We start from the raw sequence: 19,231 nt of genomic DNA, 5'->3' as shown, positions 1-19,231 counted from the left end.
CCGTGACCGTCCCCCTGTCCCTGCTCGACCTCGCCGCCATCGCTCCCCACGGGAGCGCACGAGAGAGCCTGCACCACTCCGTCGACCTGGCACGCGCTGCCGAGGAGTCGGGCTACCAGCGCGTCTGGTACGCGGAGCACCACAACATGGAGTCCATCGCCTCGTCCGCCCCCGCGGTGCTCGTGGCGCACGTCGCCGCGCACACCTCGACCATCCGCCTGGGCGCCGGCGGCGTCATGCTCCCCCACCACTCGCCACTCACCGTGGCCGAGCAGTTCGGCACCCTCGCCGAGCTGCACCCCGGGCGCATCGACCTGGGACTGGGTCGAGCGCCGGGCGGCGACCGTGCCGTCTACGCCGCTCTGCGCTCCGATCCCGCTGCCGCCGACAGGTTCCCCGACGACGTCGCTGAGCTGCGCGGACTCCTCGCCGGTGACGCCAGGGACGACGGCGTGCGCGCCACCCCAGGCGCCGGCACCGACGTTCCGCTCTACGTGCTCGGCTCCTCACTCTTCGGCGCTCAGCTCGCAGCAGCGCTCGGCCTGCCGTACGCATTCGCCTCGCACTTCGCACCGCAGGCGCTGCACCAGGCCGTCGCCGTCTACCGCGATCTCTACAGGCCCTCAGACGCCCACCCGGAGCCGTACGTCATCGCGGGCTTCAACGTCGTCGCCGCCGAGGACGGCGAGGAGGCGACGACCATGTTCGCGGCCGCCCGCCGCGAGCGCGTCCGCCGCATGGCGAAGCGCGGTCCGAGCACCCCCGAGTACTCGGACTCGGAGATCGATGCGTTCCTCCTCACCCCACAGGGCGAGCAGCTGGCGCAGATGATGTCACGCGTCGCCGTCGGAACACCGACCCAGGTGCGCGAGGGCATCGAGGCGTTCGCCGAGGAGGCGCAGGCGGACGAGGTCATCACCGTGCACGCGGCGCTCGACGCCGACGCGCGGGTCGCCTCGGTGCGCCTGACGGGCGGGGCGATGGCGGTAGCCGCCTAGCCCTCAGGCAGCGGCTCGATCCGCGGGTACTCGTCGCGCTCGGGGTGGATCATCAGGCCCGCGCCGTGCGACTTCTGCGTCTTCCAGTGCGCGGAGAAGCACGGCGCGATCGCCCTCCACAGGTATTGGTGCTCGGTCGGCGGCTCCCCACGCTGGAACCACTCGTTGACCGAGTAGGCGACGATGTCCGCAAGCTGGATGATCTCTCGATCGAGCGTGCTGTAGTGGGGGTCGATCCAGAGCGGCTTGTCGAGCACCGGCTCGAAGCGCGGACGGTTGCGTTCACGCTTCTCCAGCTCGGCTCTGGCGGCATGCATGGCTCCTGACTTGAAGTACTTCTCGTGCTCGTCCTGCTGGTCCGCGACGAACAGCGCTCCTTCACCCCTGTTGACCTGGTGGAGCGTGAGCGCGACGCGCTCGTAGAGCCGCGTGTACGCGATGGCCAGCGGGTCGGTCTCCTCTCCCGCGTCTCGCATCGCCCGCTTGTCGACCACCGAGGTGAAGATCAGCGGCCTGAACTTGGCGAAGAGGTTGCCCAGGTCGTTCAGGAGGTGCCGCATGAGCGCAGGATCGTCGACCTCCCTCCATCCCGCAGGGAGGAACCGCGCCCGCTCATGCCCCCGCAGCCGCGACGAGTGCGTGAGGAACCGCCCCTTGATCTCGGAGACACCCCAGTCCTCGTCCCCCACCGTCTCCGGGAAGTAGAGGCGCTTGAGCTCGATGATCTCGTGGGCCAGCAGCTCGCGTGACGAGTCGTGGATGCCCACCGCGGCGAGGATGAACAGCTCGCTCGGCGATCCGTGCGCGCGATGCCGCTGGGCGATCGGCGCCGTGTCCCCGCACTCGTCGATGTAGAACAGCAGCATCGCGCACCTCCTTGTGCCTGATCCGAGCCTAGGGGCGCGGCGAGGCCGGTGCTGGGCGTAGGTTCAGGCAGCCCGCTCCGCGAGCATCTTCACCCCGAGCCTCATCTGCTCGGGCGGCAGGTAGAACGGCAGCCGGAAGTGGCCGACTGCGGCGCCGGGGATGACCTCGAAGGACGAGCCCGGTGCCACGGGTGCCCCCGCGGCGGTGGAGCGCTCGGCGAACCTGTCAGCGCTTCCGTCCCCCAGCTGCACCCACAGCGAGGGACCTCCCTCGGGCTCGTGCCACGTCCAGTCGAGGCCGTGCTCGCGCACAGCACCGCGCGTGGCGTCGAGTGACTCCCGCAGCGACTCGATGCGCCACGCGAGCGTCTCCTGGTAGTGCTCGCGGAGCATGCGCGCCGAGATACGCTGGAACACGGCAGGCGAGCCGAGGTCCATGGCCGCGCGGCGGTGCCGCAGCTGGGCTGCGAGAGTCGCGTTGGTGTGGAGCCAGCCGATGCGCAGTCCTCCCCAGAACACCTTGGACATGCCGCCGACAGTGATGACCGAGGCACCCGAGCCGTAGGAGGCGAGCGGACGTCTCGGGCGGCCGTCGAGCGCGAGGTCGCCGATCGTGCGGTCGTCGATGACCGTGGTGTCGACCGCCTGGGCGGCGCGCAGCACCTCGAGCGCCGACTCCTCGGTCATAGCGGTGCCGGTCGGGTTGTGGAAGGTCGTGAGGTAGGCGAGATCCGGGCGGCTCGCACGCAGCAGCTTGGCGGCGGCGCGCGCGTCGAGACCGTCGTCGCGCATGGGGAGCGCGAGGGGACGCGAACCGGCCGCCTGGACGGCATCGAAGACCCCTGGATAGGTGATCGACTCCAGCGCGACCGGCTTGGCAGGCCCGCCGAGGGTCGTGACGATGAGCCAGATCGCCTGCTGGGCACCCGACGTGATCACGACCTCGTCGGGCCGGGCGGGGACGCCCTGCGCGCGCAGGTGGTCGGTCACGGCGAGGACAAGCTCGCGGTCGCCGAGCGCCGCGTAGCCGTTCCCCACGGCGGGGCTGCCTCCGATGAAGTCGCCGAGGTCCGCGAGCGCACGCGTCACGATGGGCGCGGGCGGCGGCGAGGCGGTGCTGAAGGGGATGAGCGGCTCGTACCGGTCGGTGAGCAGCTTGCTGAAACGGTCCTGGGCCGAAAGCGCCATGACTCCCCGGGAGAGGGATCCGAGCCTGGGCGCGGCGCCCGGCTTGACCTCGAGCCAGCCGGCCTCGCGCAGCTGCTGGTACGCGGCGGTCACGGTGTTGCGGGACAGGTGGAGCTCGGTGGCGAGCGCCCGCTCTGAGGGGAGCTTGGCGCCGTGCTCGAGCGAGCCGGACTCCGCGAGCGCCACGATGGCGTCGGCGAGCTGCTGGTACAGAGGGCCGCGCCCCGACTGCCAGTGGTCGAGGACGGCGGTGAGCTGCTGCGCGGGCGTGAGCATGGGCACATGGTGTCGCGAACCGGCACCTTCCGGCAAGTGCCAGTGGACCCGACTTCGGCACCTTCGAGGCGGTGCCAGTCCCGCAAACCGCACCTTGGCGGCCCCGGCGGGCCACGTCCCCTTCCAGGGGCCTTCCTCCGCGCGCCGCTACTGTAGACACATGAGCACCGGACCCGAGCGCGTCTACGTGGCGCGGCTGACCGGCACCACAGTCTTCGACCCGCTGGGCGACGCCGTGGGCCGCGTCCGCGATGTCGTCCTGCTCGTGCGCCGTAGCGGAGGCGCCCCCACCGCCGTCGGACTGGTGGTCGAGGTGCCAGGACGCCGACGCGTCTTCATGCCGCTCACCCGCGTCACCTCCATCTCCCCCGGCCAGGTCATCTGCACGGGCGTCATCAACCTGCGTCGCTTCAAGGCGCGGCCCGGCGAGACGCTCGCGGTGGCGGAGATGTTCGAGCGCAGCGTCAAGCTCAAGTCGGACAAGAGCACCGCCTACATCGAGGACCTGGCGATCGAGCCGGACCGCACCCGCACGTGGCATGTCTCGAAGCTGTTCGTGAGGCGAGCCGAGCGCCGCAAGGGAGTGCTCGGCTTCTCCCGCCGCGGCGAGGCGCTCGTAGTCGACGTGGACCAGGTCACCGGGCTGTCGATCCGGGACAAGAATCAGGGCGCCGCGCTGGTCATCGAGTCGTTCGAGGACCACAAGCCGGCTGACCTCGCCTCCGCGCTCATGGAGATGTCGCCGTCGCGCTCCGCCGAGATCGCCGCGGCGCTCGACGACGAGCGGCTCGCCGACGTGCTCGAGGAGCTCCCCGAGGAGGATCAGATCGCACTGCTGTCCACGCTGCGATCCGAGCGCGCGGCCGACGTCCTCGAGGCGATGGATCCCGACGACGCCGCCGACCTGCTGGGAGACCTCCCCGAGAATCAGGCCGCCGCGCTGCTGGAGCTGATGGAGCCGGAGGACGCGAAGCACGTCGAGCAGCTGCTCGGCTACGAGGACGACACCGCAGGTGGCCTCATGACCACCGAGCCCGTGATCGTCGGCCCTGAGACCACCGTCGCGAGCTGCCTCGCCATGGTCCGCAAGCAGGAGCTTCCGCCCGCGCTCGCCTCCATGGTGTTCGTGGTCCGCCCGCCGCTCGAGACGCCTACCGGTCGGTTCATCGGGCTCGTGCACATCCAGCGACTGCTGCGCGAGCCCCCGCACGACGCGATCGGCGGGTACGTGGATCCCGCGATCTCACCGCTCGACCCGGCGGCGCGCCTGCCAGAGGTCGCGCGCCGCATGGCCGCGTACGACATCCTCGCCCTGCCGGTCGTGAACTCCGACCACAGGCTCGTGGGAGCCGTCTCGATCGACGACGTGCTGGACCACCTGCTGCCGAGCGACTGGCGCGAGCACATCGACGAGGAGACCGACCCCGGTCAGGAGGTCGCCCGTGGCTGACTTCCGGCTCGACCGCCCGAAGGCGGAGGAGCGGGGCCTGTTCCGGCGCCGCTCGCGCTCGACCTCCAGCCCCGACAGGGCGGGCCAGATCTCCGAGGGGATCGCACGCTTCCTCGGGACCCCCCGCTTCATCTTCTACCTGACGGTCTTCTGCATCGTCTGGCTCGCGTGGAACGTGTGGGCGCCGTTCGACCTCCGCTTCGACTCGGCGGCGAACGGGTTCACCGCCCTGACCCTGATGCTGTCGCTGCAGGCCTCCTACGCCGCTCCCCTCATCCTGCTCGCGCAGAACCGCCAGGACGACCGTGACCGCGTGGCCGCCGAGCAGGACCGCCAGCGCGCCGAGCGGTCGCTCGCGGACACCGAGTACCTCGCGCGTGAGGTCGCGGCGCTTCGCCAGGCGATCAACGAGACCGCGACCCGCGACTTCGTGAGGTCCGAGCTGCGCGCGCTGCTCGAGGAGCTGCGCGACGAGGACGACGACGCGCCGGAGCAGGACGAGCCCCGCAAGCGCAGTCGCTGACCACCGGGCGTCCGACCAGCGCGCGCCTGAACTCTCGAACGCCCCTGCCGCCGCGCAGAAAGGCGCGCGTTCAGTGGCGGTTCAGCGCCTCAGCGGCGCGCCGCTCGAAGCGGCAGGCCCCTAATCCACGGCCCGTGAGGTACGCGAGGAGCAGCGCGGCACCGATCGAGAGGCCGGCTCGGACGGGCTCGCCGTCCACATAGGTGTGCGCGATGTCGGTGAGGCCCGCGATGCTGGCGTGGTCGACGAGCGCGGGCCAGAACGGGCCGGGCTCCGCCGCGAGAACTCCCAGCTGCATGCCGATCACCGCGAGCGCCGACGCGACGAGCCCGATGGCGACCGCGCGCAGGCCCGCGCGGCGGCAGCGGTGCACCACCTGCGTCGCCATGGATGCGCCGGCCGCCAGTCCGATCGCGACCACGATGCTCCGCTGCTGCGAGGCCATCAGATAGGAGACCGCAGACGCTGCGACGGCGAGCGGGAGCGTGACCGACATCGCGAGGAGCGTCCCGCGCCGGAGCGCGCGGGGGTGCTCGACAGGCAGCTCGGCGGTCCGGCCGCGCGCGCTCTCGGCACGGTCCCCGGCTCGCACGATCATCGTCGACGGCACTGCGGAAGTCATGAACTCTCCTGCTCAGGGGGACTCACAAGAAGGTCACGGAATGGTTACGACCGTATCGATTCGGGAATGCTGGAGCAAGGGATTGAAACGTTTTCTCGGAATCCCACAAACGTGCGGAATGACACCCGATTCGTCACGCACGAGCGCACCTGCGGCCTTGGTGGAACGCCTACGATGGACGGCATGCCAGTCCTCACCGAGCTCGAATCTGCACTCACCGGAGTCATCGACCCCGAGATCCGCCGCCCGATCACCGAGATCGGCATGGTGCGGTCGGTCGAGGTCGACGACGAGGGTCTCGCGACCATCGGCATCGACCTCACCACGCAGGGGTGTCCCATGCGCGAGCGGATCACCGGCGACGTGGACAAGGCGGCCCGAAGCGTCAGCGGTGTGAGCGACGTCCGCATCGAGCTGGGCGTCATGAGCGATGAGCAGCGCGAGAACCTGCGCTCCCAGCTGCGCGGAGGCAAGCCCGAGCCCGTCATCCCGTTCACCCAGCCCGGCAACATGACGCGCGTGTACGCGATCGCGTCCGGCAAGGGCGGTGTGGGCAAGTCGACCGTCACGGCCAACCTCGCCGCGGCGATGGCTGCGGACGGCCTCAAGGTGGGCGTGCTCGACGCCGACATCTTCGGCTTCTCGATCCCCGGCATGCTGGGTGTGCAGGGGCAGCCCACCCGGCTAGACGACATGCTGCTGCCGCCGATCTCGCACGAGATCAAGGCGGTCAGCATCGGCATGTTCGTGCCCGAGGGCCAGCCCGTCGTGTGGCGCGGTCCGATGCTGCACCGCGCGATCGAGCAGTTTCTCGCCGACGTGTTCTGGGGCGACCTCGACGTCCTGCTGCTCGACCTTCCGCCCGGCACCGGCGACATCGCCATCTCAGTCGCCCAGCTGCTGCCGCACGCGGAGCTCGTGGTCGTGACGACTCCGCAGTCCGCCGCGTCGGGCGTCGCGGAGCGCGCGGGGGCGATCGCGACCCAGACCTCGCAGTCGGTCGTGGGAGTGATCGAGAACATGGCGTGGCTCGACCAGCCCGACGGGACCCGCCTGCACGTCTTCGGCGAAGGCGGCGGCACGCGCGTCGCGGAGCGTCTCTCGTCAACGCTGGGCACCACGGTGCCGCTGCTCGGCCAGATCCCGCTGGACATCGCGGCTCGCGAGGCCGGCGACGCCGGAGTGCCCGTCGTCGTCTCCGATCCCGACTCCCCTGCCGCGACCGCCATCCGCGACGTGGCCCGGAGCCTGTCGAGCCGTCAGCGCGGGCTCGCCGGCCGCTCGCTCGGCGTCACGCCGGTCTCACGGTGACTTCGTAGCCGGTGGCGCCGGAGCCAGACGGCGCCACCGCTCCTCAGACGGACGAGGGTCTTGCCACCTCAGTACCCGGCAGGACGCGACGGACGCGGCTCCTCGGCCTCTCGCGGACCCCAGCCCGCGACGACCGCTGCCACGACTCCGCTCAGCAGCACCCCGGTCGACACCATGGGAACCGCGAGCGCGGCCAGAAGCGCGTCGTCGAAGCTCACGCCGCTCCCGCCGATCAGCTCGAACAGCTCAGAACCCGCCGAGTCGACGGCGCCGGTCACCAGCATGAGGTGCACGCCCACGGCCGTGGCGAAGAAGGCGCTCCCCTGCGCCGCGAGCCCCCGATCGGGGCTGAGGAAGCGCACCGTCGCCGAGACCGCTGCGATCAGCAGGAGCCCCAGGAGCGCGTACGCAAGCAGGTTCGGCTCACCAGGCACCAGCACTGAGAGCAGGAGCCCGACGGCGATGGCCACCACGAGCCCCGCCGCGAGGGCTCCCATGCGGTTGCGGCGGAGCCTGTCGAGGACGGACCTCGGCTGGCCCGGCACGATCGTCGGAGTCTCCGCGGTCTGAGCGCTCTCGGCGCCGTGAGACTCGGGCGTCTCGGCCATGACTGCCCCCTTCGGGTCTGGATTGCCTGCTACCACATGTTCTCACGGTTGGAGAGACCAAGGACTTGGCTGGCACAATGGCCCTGTGAGCGTCGTTGCCGAAACCGGGCCCACCTGGGTCGAGGCGTGGACGCCTGCCGAAGGAGCAGCGCGGGCGTCCGCACTTCTGCGCGAGCAGTGGGGCGTGGAGCACACCTGCACCTGGTCTGCTCCAGGCCGCGTGACCGTGATCGGTGAGCACACCGACTATTCGGAGGGGCTCGCGCTGCCCACGATCACGCCGCACGCCATCTACGTGGCGGCTCGCCCGCGCGAGGACAGGCGGGTACGCGTCGTCACGGACCTGGGCGACCTCGTGGAGGGCCCCGGCCCGATCTGGGAGGGCGACCTCGACATGTCGCCTCAGGAGGTCGACGGCTGGCCCCGCTACGTCCTCGGCCTGTTGTGGGCGCTTCAGGAGCGTGGCTTCGATGGCGCGGGCATGGACCTCGCCTTCGCCTCCTGCCTGCCTCCGCGCGCCGGCCTGGGATCCTCGGCCTCGATCCTGGCGGCGACCGCACTGGTGGCCAACGACATCTGGCGGCTCGCGCTCGGCGGCGACGAGGGCCGTGCCGAGCTGGCCGACGCGTGCCTCGACGCCGAGAACCTCGCCGTCGGCACGCTCTGCGGTGCTCTGGACCCGCACACGATCCTGCGGTGCGGGCCTGACGAGGCGCTGCTGCTCGACTTCGCCGACCATCCGACGTCGGCGGTCCCCTACCCGATGTACTTCCGGGACTACGGACTCGGCCTCCTGGTGATCGACACGCAGAAGCCGCGAGGCGATGTGCAACAGCTGTTCCGCACCCGCCGCGCCGAGTGTGCGGCGGCGGCGGAGGCGCTCGGTTCCACCACGCTGCGCGAGGTCGCCGACGCGCCACTCGCGGCTCGCAGGGTCGAGGGCATCATGGATCCCACGCTGCGCAGACGTGCGCGCCACGTCACCGCCGAGATCGAGCGGGTCAGGCTCGTCGTGAACGAGCTCGGTGGCACCGGGCCCGCGCACGAGAGGTTCGTGGCGATCGGCAAGGCCATCTACCGCTCGCACGCGTCGCTCGAGCTCGACTACGAGGCCTCGGACCCGACGTTGGACATGGCCGTGGAGGCCGCGTTCCGCGCGGGCGCGCTGGGAGCGCGCGTGAGCGGCGCCGGCTACGGCGGCGCCGTGGTCGCGCTTGTGCGCAAGGCTCAGGCACGCCTGGCTGCCCTGCACATCGCGCACGGCTTCGTGGATGCCGGCATGCGCGAGCCGCGCTTCCTCTGGGTCTGAACCCCGTGACTTGAGGCGCGCAGCGCCGTCCGCGTCAGAGCGTCAGCGGGTGAGGACCACCTTGCCGGCGCCGTCGCCCGAGGCGAGCCGTGCGAATGCCCCAGGGGCATCGGCGAACGAGTGGACGCTGTCGATCGCAGGCGTGAGGGTGCCGTCGGCGAAGGCGGGAAGCACCCGGTCGGAGAGGGTGTCGAGGATCTCGCCGATGATCTCCGGGTCGGAGAAGCCGTAGGACACGGAACGCAGCGTGACATGCCTGCGTGCGAGCGTCATGAGGTTCACGACGCCTTCGTCACCCGCGAGCCGTCCGACGCTCAGGACGAGCCCACCGGAGCGAGCGGCGTCCACTGCGCGACCGAGAGCCTCGCCGCCCACATGGTCGAGGACGATGTCCACGCCCTCGCCTCCCGTGGCCTCGAGGACCTGATCGACATAGTCGCCCGCGACCGCGAGGTCCGCGCCCGCGTCCAAGAGGATCCCCTTCCGTTCCTCGGAACGCGTGGTGGCGATCACGAGCGCCGCACCGCGCAGCTTCGCGAGCCGGATGCCCATGAGGCCGATCCCGGAGGTCGCACCGGTGATCAGCACGGTGTCGCCCTCCTTGACGTCGGCGGCGTTGAGCGCCCCCTGCTCGGTCATGACCGCAGTGGTGAGACTGGCGGCCGCCTCATCGGTGAGCCCCTCGGGGATCGCCACCACGTGGCGCCGGTGCGCGACGACGACGTCGGCGAAGGCTCCGCCCGTGAGCCCCATCACGCGCGTGCCGACGAGCGCCGGGTCGACCCCCTCGCCGACCGCAGAGATCGTGCCCGCGAACTCGAACCCGGCGATTCCTCCCGGCTCGGCACGCAGGTCTCCGTTGTTGAGGCCCCACGCGGACGGCGCGACTGCGACCTCGTCCGCGCCGGGCGTGGGCACCGGCGCTGTCCCGGCCTCGACCGTGCGTCCTTCGGCGTAGCGCCACACGTGCATGGTCTCGTCACTGTGCGCGGTCATGATGTCCTCCTGCTCGACTGGATGAGTCACGGGCGCGCGTGCGCGCCCACCTTCACGTCAAGGCGCGTGGAGGCCCAGGTGTTCCCAAGCCATCGCTCGAGGAGACGGGCTACAGCGAGTAGTCGACGACCAGCGGGGCGTGGTCGGTCCAGCGGGCGTCCCACGAAGGCTGGCGGTCCACCTGCACCGACGTCGCCGCGTCCGCGAGCGCCGGAGAGGCGAGCTGATAGTCGATCCTCCAGCCGGCATCGTTGTCGAACGCCTGACCTCGCTGCGACCACCAGGTGTAGGGACCCGGCTTGGCACCCTCGAGCGTGCGATGCACGTCCACCCAGCCGGCCTCGAACCAGCGGTCGAGGTAGGCGCGCTCCTCAGGCAGGAATCCCGCGGACTTGAGGTTGCCCTTCCAGTTCTTGATGTCGTTCTCGGTGTGGGCGATGTTGATGTCACCCATGACGACCACGCGCTCATGCGCGGCGCGGAGCGCGGCGAGGCGCGCCGTCATCGCATCGAGCATCGCGTACTTCTGGTCCATCTTGGGGGTGCCGACGGTGCCCGAGTGCATGTACACGGAGACCACGCGCACCGGCCCCGCAGGCGACTCGACGGTCGCCTCGATCCACCGGCCGGTGTGCACCGGCTCGTCCATGCCGTCGCCGAGCACGTCGGCGCCGACCACGACGTCGGACAGCGGCTTTCGGCTCAGGATCGCGACGCCTGCACGGCCCTTGATCAGGCACGGATCCTCGACCACGTGCCAGCCCTCGCCGACCAGCTCAGCGGTCGTCTCGAGCGGTGCGCGCACCTCCTGCAGACACACCACGTCGCTCCCCGACGGGTCGAGCCAGTCGTGCATTCCCTTGCGCGCGGCGGCGCGGACCCCATTGACGTTGACGGACGCGATTCTCATGCGGACGAGGCTACCTTCCGGGACCGACTCCTCACACGCGCACACGGAGGGCGGCGGCGGCGCTCCGGCGCGCGTCGTCCGAGGAGTCGGCAGATGTCGCGGCGTCGGCGGCTGCGCGGCACTCCGCGAGGGTCACGTCCGCGAGTGCGGCGGCGACCGGCGCGAGCGCTCGGGGTGCCATCGACAGGCTGGTGGCCCCTGCGCCGACGAGCACGGGCGCCAGGTCGGGCGTCGACGCGGCCTCGCCGCAGACTCCGACGGGTATGCCTCGGGCGAGTCCCGCGCGGCCGACGGCCGCGATCATCGCGAGCACGGCCGGCTGCCAGGGGTCTCCCAGGTCTGCGAGCTCCGTCGCCTGACGATCTGCTGCCATCACGTACTGGGCGAGGTCGTTGGTGCCGATGCTGAGGAAGTCGACCTCGGCGGCGATCGCGTCGGCAAGGAGGGCTGCGGCCGGGGTCTCGATCATCACTCCGACCGTCTCGATCCCTGCGCCGCGGGCCATCGACGCGAAGCTGGCGGCCTCGTCACGGGTCGCGATCATCGGCGCCATCACCCACGGGGCCTCCCCCGCACGCATCGCGGCGTGCGAGATCGCCTCCAGCTGCCGGGCGAGCACGTCGGGGTCGCGTCGTGCGGTGCGGAAGCCGCGCACCCCGAGCGCCGGGTTCGGCTCCCCCGGAAGCGTGAGGTACGGCACCGGCTTGTCGGAACCCGCGTCGAGCGTGCGGATCACCACCCGCTGACCGGGGAACGCGCGCAGCACCGCGAGGTAGGTCTCGGCCTGCTCCTCCACGCTGGGCTCGATGCCTCGGTCGAGGAAGCTGAGCTCGGTGCGGAACAGGCCGACGCCTTCCGCGCCCCACCGGGATGCCTCTTGCGCGTCGTGCGCGCCGGCCACGTTGGCGAGCAGTCGGACACGCGCCCCGTCCCGAGTGACGCCCGGCCCGTTCAGAGGGGATCGCTCGGCTCGCGGCACGACTGTCGCCCGCTGCTCGTCGGAGGGGCCGGGCACGACCTCACCCGTGGTTCCGTCGACCAGCACGGGGGTGCCCGACGGGATCGCCGTCGCACCGCTTGCGCCCACCACCGCAGGGATCCCCAGCTCGCGCGCGATGATCGCGGTATGCGAGGTCGGCGCGCCGAGCTCGGTGACGATCGCGACGCACGTCGCCGGATCGAGCTCCACGGTGTCGGCCGGCGCGAGGTCTCGGGCGACGACGACAGTGGGCTCGGTGAGCGAGGCCAGGACGATCTCCTGCTCACCGCGGAGCTCGCGGACGATCCTGTCGCGCACATCGAGCACGTCAGTCACCCGCTCCGCGAGCAGACCTCCGGCGGAGCGGAAGGTGGAGGCGACCGTCTCGGCCGCGCCCCAGATGGCTGCGTCGGCGGCGGTTCCCGAGGCGCAGCGTGAGACCGCGTCATCCACCAGCATGGGGTCCTCGGCGATCGTGGCCGTCGCCGCGAGGACGTCGGCGCGGGCACCGGTCACTGTCGCAGCTCTGTCGCGAAGGCGCGCGGCGACGGCCGCGGCGGCCTCTCTGACCTGGCTCGCCTGGGCCGCACGGTCGGGTTCCGGGACGACGCTCGACTTCGGCTCAACGACCGGGGCACCCACCTGCAGCACCCGACCGACGACGCGGCCCGCACTCACTCCGCGGGGCTTCGCCTCGGTGCCGGTGCGGGACTCCACAGAGGCTGCGGCCGAAGGCTGGGCGTCCTCGCGCGCCAGGTCAGACGCGAGCTCCTCGCCGAATCCTGACTCGATGAGGTCGGCGACCGCGTCGACCGCGTCCGACGCCTGAGAGCCGCTCGCTCCCACGACCACCGTGTCGCCCGCGGCCGCTCCGAGCGCGGCGAGCGCGATCGGCGAGCGGGCGTCCGCTCGGCGATCGTCGAGGACGACCGTGGTCGCGGCGTCGAATGCCGCGACCGTTCCAGCGATGGCGGCGGCGGGCCGCGCATGGATCCCCACCGTGTTGACGACGCGCACGCTCCGCTCCGTGTCGAAGGCAGGCGCGTCGGGCTCCCGCTCGCCAGACTGCGCCTCGTCGCCTCGCAGATGCTCCGTCTTGCCGCCCAACGCGGCAGAGGCCTCGTCCTGGACCTCGTCGAGGCTCGCACCGCCTGAGGCACGGACGACCGCCGCGAGCAGGCCCTCGACGAAGGGGGCGGCGAGCAACCGCACGTCATGCGACGGGTCGATGAACTCGAGCGCCATCTCAGAGCTGAGCACCGCCGAGCCGAGGTCGAGCAGGACTGCGACGCCTGCTCCCTCGTCGGCGGCCTCGATCGCCGCGGCCACCGCGGCCGCGTCGGTGCCGGTGCCGCCGTCAGGAGTGCCCGCGGCGATCTCGAGACGGGGAGGCTCGCCTGCGACCATCTCCATCGCGAGCGCGACCGCCGCGTCCGCGAGCGGACGAGAGTGGGAGACGACGACGAGCCCGACGCGCGGGTCGCCGGTCATGACAGCGCTTCGGCCAGCGCGTCGAACAGCAGGGCCGTCGACGCGGCGCCGGGGTCGATGTGGCCGATCGACCGCTCGCCGAGATAGGAGGCTCTCCCCTTGCGCGCCTGGAGAGGCTCGGTCGCGTCGCGGCCGGCGGCGGCGGCCTCGGCTGCGGCGCTGGCCGCGGCCGCGAGGTCGCCTCCCTCGGCGAGCGACGCGTCGAGGGCATCGAGGGCGGGAGCCATGGCGTCGAACATCGTCTTGTCCTCCGCCTCTGCCTTGCCTCTGTCGACGATGCCCTTGACGCCCGCATGGAGCGAGGCGGACAGCCCGGCACCGTCGAGCGAGTCGACGGCGCCGGACGTCATGCCCACGCGGAGGAAGAAGGTGCCATAGAGCGGTCCGGACGCGCCACCCACCGAGGACACGAGCGTCATGCCGACGGCCTTGAAGAGCGCGTCGAGCGCCTGCGGCTCGTCGGCGCTGAGCGCACCGCGCACCGCCCCCATCCCCCGCGCCATGTTCGCGCCATGGTCGGCATCCCCGATCGCCGAGTCGAGCTCGGTGAGGTAGGCCTTCTGCTCGTCGCAGCGGCTGGCGAACCCGTCGATCCAGGATCGGGCGTGGGCGATGGTGAACGTCTCGCTCATGACTTCTTCCTCCTTGATGTGTCTAGCGTCCCCAGCGGAGCCCGGCGGTCTCCACCGGTGCGTCCCACAGGGACAGGATCTCGTCGTCGGCCTTCAGCACGGTGACCGAGCATCCGGCCATGTCCAGCGACGTGATGTAGTTGCCCACGAGCGTCCTCGCCACGCTCACGCCTGCCTTCTCGAGCAGCGCGGCGACCTCGCCGTACATGAGGTAGAGCTCGATCAGCGGGCTCCCGCCCATCCCGTTGAGCATCACGATCGCCGGGTCGCCGGTGAAGTCGGCGTCGGCGAGGATCGGCTCGACGAGCTGTGCAGCGATGTCCTTGGCCGAGGCGAGCGGCTCTCGGTGACGGCCTGGCTCTCCGTGGATGCCGATGCCGATCTCCATCTGGTCCTCGGGCAGATCGAATGTCGGCTTCCCTGCGGCCGGCACCGTGCAGCTGGTGAGCGCCATGCCCATGGAGCGTCCGTTCGCAGCGACCTTGTCGGCGATCGCCTTCACTGCGGCAAGGTCACGTCCCTCCTCCGCGGCTGCGCCGACGATCTTCTCGAGCAGGACGGTGACACCCACTCCGCGGCGGCCCGCGGTGTAGAGCGAGTCCTGGACCGCGACGTCGTCGGCGGTCACGACTGTCGCGACCTCGACTCCCGATTCGGCGGCGGCGAGCTCCGCCGCCATCTCGAAGTTCATGACGTCGCCGGTGTAGTTCTTCACGATGTGCAGCACGCCGGCGCCGCGGTCGACCTCCTTGGTCGCGGCCTGCATCTGATCCGGCGTGGGTGAGGTGAACACCTCTCCGGCACATGCAGCGTCGAGCATGCCGTAGCCGACGAATCCGCCGTGGAGCGGTTCGTGGCCCGAGCCGCCGCCAGAGACGAGGGCGACCTTGCCGTCGACCTTGGGAGCTGCCCGATAGATGACTCGGTTGACGTGGTCGACGCGCACCGACGGGTCGGCGGCCTCGATGCCGGTGAGTGCGTCCGCGAGGACGGTCTCGGGAGAGTTGATGAGCTTCTTCATGATGTTCCTTTCTACGCGTCCGCGGGCTCGGGCGCGCGATCCTTCGCGGTGTGCGCGATGACGGCGAACAGCGCGGCCGCGGCGAGTCCCGCGAGGAGCTCGGCTCCGACGTACACGGGCCACTGCTCCCAGGACACCTCGCCTCCGAGGATCTGCTGGACGAGCATCGGGCCGGTGGTGCGGGCGGGGTTGATGGAGGCGCCCGTGGTGGGCGCGACGGGGATGATCGCGGCGAAGACGACGAGACCGATCGCGAGACCGGCCCAGCCTGCGGCCGCGCGGCGGTAGACGACGCCGAAGACGGCGAACACGAGGATGAAGGTGCCGATGAACTCGGCGAAGAACGCCTGGTACCAGGGAATGTCGCCGTAGGCGGCGATGCCGAGGCCCACGTCGGACGCCGCGGTGCCGAGCACCCCGACGATCGCGAAGGCACCCGCGATGGCGCCGAGCACCTGTGCGGCGATGTATTCGGGGACGCGCCGCCACGGGAAGTCGCCCGAGAGGGCGAGGCCCACGGTGACGGCAGGGTTGATGTGGTTGCCGGAGATGTATCCGAACACGTAGACCGTGACCATCACGATTGTGCCGAAGGCGAGGGAGATCATTCCCAGGTCGGCCATGGTGAACGGGGCATCGCCGTTCACGATGAGGGTGGCGGGCACCGAACCTACGCCCACGAAGACGAGGAAGGCGGTGCCGAGGAATTCGGCGGCGAGCTGCTGCCACCGTGAGTTGACGTCCATCTGCGCTCCTTTGAACAGCGGATCAGTCGATGCGGCTCGCACCGCCGGCGCTCTTCCTCGAACGCCATTCGACAATATCGAATAGTATTCCGAATGTAGAGTCTGTCAAACGGTCACCACGACAGGCCCGACAATGAGGGAACGACGCCCCGCGACGGAGGGAGGCACGCATGATCCAGGCGATCGACCGCGCCGCGGGCGTGCTCCACGCCCTCCAAGGCGCCCGACACCTCGGCATCACCGAGCTCGCCTCCGAGCTCGGGCTCGCCCCCTCGACCGTGCACGGCATCGTCAAGTCGCTCCAGGCACACGGCCTCGTCGTCAAGGAGCCCGGCTCCCAGCGCTACATGCTCGGCCCCACCCTGCTCAAGCTCTCCAACGTCTACCTCGACACCCATGAGGTGCGCGCGCGAGCCATGCAGTGGACCCGCGAGCTCGCACGGCGCACAGGGTGCTCGATCAGGCTCGGCGTACAGCTGTTCGACGAGGTGCTCGTCATCCACCACAACCGCAGGCCTGACGGCAGCCAGCAGATGTACGAGACGGGTCTTTCCCTCCCTTCGCACGCCTCCGCGCTCGGCAAGGTGCTGCTCGCCTACGACCTCGACTTCGCCGACAAGGTCCTGGAGGGCGCTCTCCGTCCCCTCACGGGCGACACCGTCACCGAGCCCACAGCCCTGCGCAAGGAGCTCGAAGGCGTCGTCTCCGCCTCGATCGCCACCGAGCGCGACGAGGCCGTGCTCGGCGAGTCCGCGGTCGCCGCACCCATCTGCGACCGCTCCGGCGCCGTCGTCGCCGCCGTGGAGATCGTCATGCCCACCACCGAGTACCCGCCCTCAGACGAAGTGCTCAACGACCTGCGCCAGACCGCGCGCACGATCTCCCGCGAGGTGGGCGGGTCCGACTGGCCACCCCGCCCCATGAGGATCGACTAGAACGACAGAGGCCCGGCCGCGTGGCGACCGGGCCTCATGAGAGCACTCGTTACACGCTGGCCCGCTCCGCGGACTCGACGACGTTGGCCAGCAGCATCGCGCGCGTCATCGGCCCGACTCCGCCAGGGTTCGGCGAGAACCACGAGGACTTCGCCACAGCGTCGGCCGAGATGTCGCCGGCGACCCGGCTCTTGCCGGTCTCGGGGTCGGTGACACGGCTCACGCCCACGTCCACGAGCACCACGCCGTCCTTCACCATGTCTCCCGAGACGATGCCGGGGACGCCCGCGGCGGCGACGATCACGTCGGCCCTGCGCGTGTGAGCCGCGAGATCCTTCGTGCCCGTGTGGCACAGGGTCACCGTCGCGTTGACGGCCTTGCGGGTCAGCAGCAGGCCGATCGACCGGCCGACGGTGGTGCCGCGGCCGATGACCACGACCTCCTTGCCGCGCAGGGAGATGCCGTGACGCTCAAGCAGCTCGATGATGCCCTTGGGCGTGCAGGGAAGCGAGGACGTGACGTCCTCGGCCACCCGGAGGACCAGGCGTCCGAGGTTCGTGGGATGGAGGCCGTCGGCGTCCTTGTCCGCGTCGATCCGCTCGAGGATCGCGTTGGTGTCCACGCCGTCGGGCAGCGGCAGCTGCACGATGAAGCCCGTGCACGCCGGGTCCGCGTTGAGGCGGTCCACGGCGGCCTCGATCTGCTCCTGAGTCGCGTCGCCGGGCAGATCCTCCCGGATCGACGCGATGCCCACCTCGGCGCAGTCCGCGTGCTTGCCGTTGACGTACCAGGTGGAGCCCGGGTCGTCGCCGACGAGGAGCGTGCCGAGCCCCGGGGTGATGCCGCGCTCGGCGAGCGCGGCGACCCGGGTGGCCAGCTCCGACTTGATCGCGGCAGCGGTGGCCTTGCCGTCGAGGCGCTGAGGCTCCGCCGCCATTACTGCTGGAGGCCCTCGTAGAGCGGGAAGTCGCCTGCGAGCTTCGCGATGCGTGCGCGCAGCGCGTCGACGTCGGCGCCGCCCTTGAGCGCGGTCGCGATGACGTCGGCGACCTCGGAGAACTCCTCCGAGCCGAAGCCGCGGCTCGCGAGCGCGGGCGTGCCGATGCGCAGACCCGAGGTGACCATCGGCGGGCGCGGGTCGTTCGGCACCGCGTTGCGGTTCACGGTGATGCCGACGGCGTGGAGCAGGTCCTCGGCCTCCTGGCCGTTCATCGGCGAGTTGCGCAGGTCCACGAGCACCAGGTGGACATCGGTGCCGCCGGAGACGACGTTGACGCCCGCCTCGATCGCGTCGGGCGAGGTGAGACGGTCGGCGAGGATCTTCGCACCCTCGAGGACGCGCTCGTTGCGCTCACGGAACTCGGAGCCGGCGGCCGCCTTGAGGGCCACGGCCTTCGCGGCGACGACGTGCATGAGCGGGCCGCCCTGCTGGCCGGGGAACACCGCGGAGTTGAGCTTCTTGCCGTACGCCTCGGCGTCGCGCGACAGGATCATGCCGGAGCGCGGTCCGCCGATCGTCTTGTGGATCGTGGTGGAGACCACGTCCGAGTGGGGGATGGGCGACGGGTGCAGGCCCGAGGCGACGAGGCCGGCGAAGTGCGCCATGTCGGTCCAGAGCTTGGCGCCCACCTCGTCGGCGATCGCGCGGAAGGCGGCGAAGTCGAGGTGGCGGGGGTACGCGGACCAGCCGGCGATGATGACGTCGGGACGGTCGGCGAGCGCCTGCTCGCGGACCTTGTCCATGTCCACCAGGTGGGTCGTGTCGTCGACGCCGTACGCGGAGACCTCGTACAGCTTGCCGGAGAAGTTGAGCTTCATGCCGTGCGTGAGGTGACCGCCGTGGGCGAGCGAGAGGCCCATGATCCGGTCGCCGGGCCTGGCGAGCGCGTGCAGGACGGCGGCGTTCGCGGTCGCGCCCGAGTGGGGCTGGACGTTCGCGTACTCGGCGCCGAAGAGCGACTTGGCGCGGTCGATCGCGATGTTCTCGGCGACGTCGACCTCCTCGCAGCCGCCGTAGTAGCGGCGGCCCGGGTAGCCCTCGGCGTACTTGTTGGTCAGCACGGAACCCTGGGCCTGGAGGACCGAGCGCGGCACGAAGTTCTCCGACGCGATCATCTCGAGGTAGGTCTGCTGGCGGGCGAGCTCGCGGTCGAGGACCTGCGCGATCTCGGGGTCGAAGTCCTGCAGCGTGGCGTTCATCACCGCTGCGGTGGCGCTGGAGTCGGTGCTCATGGCTTTCCTCTCTGAAGGCGACCGGGGGTCGCCGGTATGTCCGGTGACCTTGGCCCAGGCGTACGACCAACAGTCTCGAGAAAGGTGTCGCTCCCTCGTGGTGACCCACTGCGCCAGTCACGACGCGCGCCAGTCTAG

Annotated in this window: 18 protein-coding genes and 1 riboswitch; of the genes, 6 read left to right on the top strand and 12 right to left on the bottom strand. The window is 70.9% G+C overall.

Annotation, left to right across the window (positions count from 1 at the left end; genetic code table 11):
* Positions 1-2 precede the first annotated feature (2 nt).
* Complete coding sequence (locus QQX04_RS01355; RefSeq protein WP_301125458.1) at positions 3-998, top strand: LLM class flavin-dependent oxidoreductase; 996 nt, start codon at positions 3-5, stop codon at positions 996-998.
* Here the strand turns inward: QQX04_RS01355 and QQX04_RS01350 are convergent.
* Together QQX04_RS01350 and QQX04_RS01345 are read right to left on the bottom strand one after the other, a co-directional pair.
* Positions 995-1,864: a DUF3800 domain-containing protein gene (locus QQX04_RS01350; RefSeq protein ID WP_301125456.1), complete on the bottom strand. Its 870-nt coding sequence runs from the start codon at positions 1,862-1,864 to the stop codon at positions 995-997. The genes QQX04_RS01355 and QQX04_RS01350 overlap by 4 nt on opposite strands.
* 63 nt (positions 1,865-1,927) lie before the next feature.
* Entirely contained in the window at positions 1,928-3,328 is a 1,401-nt protein-coding gene (locus QQX04_RS01345) for an aminotransferase-like domain-containing protein (RefSeq protein WP_301125454.1), read from the bottom strand.
* Positions 3,329-3,488: 160 nt separating this feature from the next.
* Between QQX04_RS01345 and QQX04_RS01340 the strand changes: the two genes are divergently transcribed.
* Both QQX04_RS01340 and QQX04_RS01335 read left to right on the top strand, forming a co-directional pair.
* Positions 3,489-4,778, top strand: coding sequence for a magnesium transporter MgtE N-terminal domain-containing protein (locus QQX04_RS01340; RefSeq protein WP_301125452.1), 1,290 nt, complete (start codon positions 3,489-3,491; stop codon positions 4,776-4,778).
* Positions 4,771-5,301, top strand: a complete 531-nt coding sequence (locus QQX04_RS01335) for a DUF1003 domain-containing protein (RefSeq protein WP_436968445.1) — start codon at positions 4,771-4,773, stop codon at positions 5,299-5,301. Before QQX04_RS01340 ends, QQX04_RS01335 begins: the two co-directional genes overlap by 8 nt.
* A gap of 70 nt (positions 5,302-5,371) precedes the next feature.
* On the opposite strand, the gene QQX04_RS01330 is transcribed toward QQX04_RS01335, so the two are convergent.
* A complete protein-coding gene (locus QQX04_RS01330) occupies positions 5,372-5,923 on the bottom strand; it encodes a hypothetical protein (RefSeq protein WP_301125439.1) in 552 nt (183 codons plus the stop codon).
* Between the two features lie 183 nt (positions 5,924-6,106).
* On the opposite strand from QQX04_RS01330, the gene QQX04_RS01325 reads away from it, so the two are divergent.
* Positions 6,107-7,234 (top strand): Mrp/NBP35 family ATP-binding protein, encoded by a 1,128-nt coding sequence (locus QQX04_RS01325; protein ID WP_301125433.1) that lies wholly within the window; start codon positions 6,107-6,109, stop codon positions 7,232-7,234.
* 68 nt (positions 7,235-7,302) lie between these two features.
* Here the strand turns inward: QQX04_RS01325 and QQX04_RS01320 are convergent, their stop codons facing one another.
* The gene (locus QQX04_RS01320; protein WP_301125431.1) at positions 7,303-7,842 is read right to left on the bottom strand and encodes a hypothetical protein; all 540 of its coding nucleotides are present in this window, start codon (positions 7,840-7,842) and stop codon (positions 7,303-7,305) included.
* An 85-nt stretch (positions 7,843-7,927) separates the two neighbouring features.
* On the opposite strand from QQX04_RS01320, the gene QQX04_RS01315 reads away from it, so the two are divergent.
* On the top strand, positions 7,928-9,151 hold the full coding sequence (locus tag QQX04_RS01315) for a galactokinase (RefSeq protein WP_301125430.1): 1,224 nt from the start codon (positions 7,928-7,930) through the stop codon (positions 9,149-9,151).
* Positions 9,152-9,193: 42 nt separating this feature from the next.
* Here QQX04_RS01315 and QQX04_RS01310 read toward each other — a convergent pair whose 3' ends face one another.
* From QQX04_RS01310 to QQX04_RS01280, 6 genes are all read right to left on the bottom strand, one after another.
* Positions 9,194-10,147 carry a quinone oxidoreductase family protein gene (locus QQX04_RS01310; protein WP_301125428.1) on the bottom strand — a complete coding sequence of 318 codons (954 nt, stop codon included), beginning with the start codon at positions 10,145-10,147 and terminating at the stop codon, positions 9,194-9,196.
* Between the two features lie 109 nt (positions 10,148-10,256).
* Positions 10,257-11,057 (bottom strand): exodeoxyribonuclease III, encoded by an 801-nt coding sequence (locus tag QQX04_RS01305; RefSeq protein WP_301125426.1) that lies wholly within the window; start codon positions 11,055-11,057, stop codon positions 10,257-10,259.
* A gap of 31 nt (positions 11,058-11,088) precedes the next feature.
* Positions 11,089-13,527 carry a phosphoenolpyruvate--protein phosphotransferase gene (gene ptsP / locus QQX04_RS01300; protein ID WP_367312899.1) on the bottom strand — a complete coding sequence of 813 codons (2,439 nt, stop codon included), beginning with the start codon at positions 13,525-13,527 and terminating at the stop codon, positions 11,089-11,091.
* The gene (gene dhaL, locus QQX04_RS01290; protein WP_301125424.1) at positions 13,524-14,159 is read right to left on the bottom strand and encodes a dihydroxyacetone kinase subunit DhaL; all 636 of its coding nucleotides are present in this window, start codon (positions 14,157-14,159) and stop codon (positions 13,524-13,526) included. Before dhaL ends, ptsP begins: the two co-directional genes overlap by 4 nt.
* A 22-nt stretch (positions 14,160-14,181) precedes the next feature.
* Positions 14,182-15,180, bottom strand: a complete 999-nt coding sequence (gene dhaK, locus QQX04_RS01285; protein ID WP_301125422.1) for a dihydroxyacetone kinase subunit DhaK — start codon at positions 15,178-15,180, stop codon at positions 14,182-14,184.
* Positions 15,181-15,191: 11 nt separating this feature from the next.
* Positions 15,192-15,926, bottom strand: coding sequence for an MIP/aquaporin family protein (locus QQX04_RS01280; protein ID WP_301125420.1), 735 nt, complete (start codon positions 15,924-15,926; stop codon positions 15,192-15,194).
* Positions 15,927-16,096: 170 nt separating this feature from the next.
* Between QQX04_RS01280 and QQX04_RS01275 the strand changes: the two genes are divergently transcribed.
* Positions 16,097-16,861: an IclR family transcriptional regulator gene (locus tag QQX04_RS01275; protein WP_301125418.1), complete on the top strand. Its 765-nt coding sequence runs from the start codon at positions 16,097-16,099 to the stop codon at positions 16,859-16,861.
* A gap of 49 nt (positions 16,862-16,910) precedes the next feature.
* On the opposite strand, the gene QQX04_RS01270 is transcribed toward QQX04_RS01275, so the two are convergent.
* Entirely contained in the window at positions 16,911-17,798 is an 888-nt protein-coding gene (locus tag QQX04_RS01270; protein ID WP_301125416.1) for a bifunctional methylenetetrahydrofolate dehydrogenase/methenyltetrahydrofolate cyclohydrolase, read from the bottom strand.
* Positions 17,798-19,093: a serine hydroxymethyltransferase gene (glyA, locus tag QQX04_RS01265; protein WP_301125414.1), complete on the bottom strand. Its 1,296-nt coding sequence runs from the start codon at positions 19,091-19,093 to the stop codon at positions 17,798-17,800. The genes QQX04_RS01270 and glyA overlap by 1 nt, the downstream gene beginning before the upstream one ends.
* A 45-nt stretch (positions 19,094-19,138) precedes the next feature.
* Positions 19,139-19,224: riboswitch (ZMP/ZTP riboswitch) on the bottom strand.
* Positions 19,225-19,231 lie beyond the last annotated feature (7 nt).

The organism is Demequina zhanjiangensis (genome assembly GCF_030418315.1).
Taxonomy (GTDB): Bacteria; Actinomycetota; Actinomycetes; order Actinomycetales; family Demequinaceae; genus Demequina; species Demequina zhanjiangensis.
Note: the sequence above shows the minus strand (reverse complement) of the source record. Positions and strands in the feature narration are given on the sequence as shown.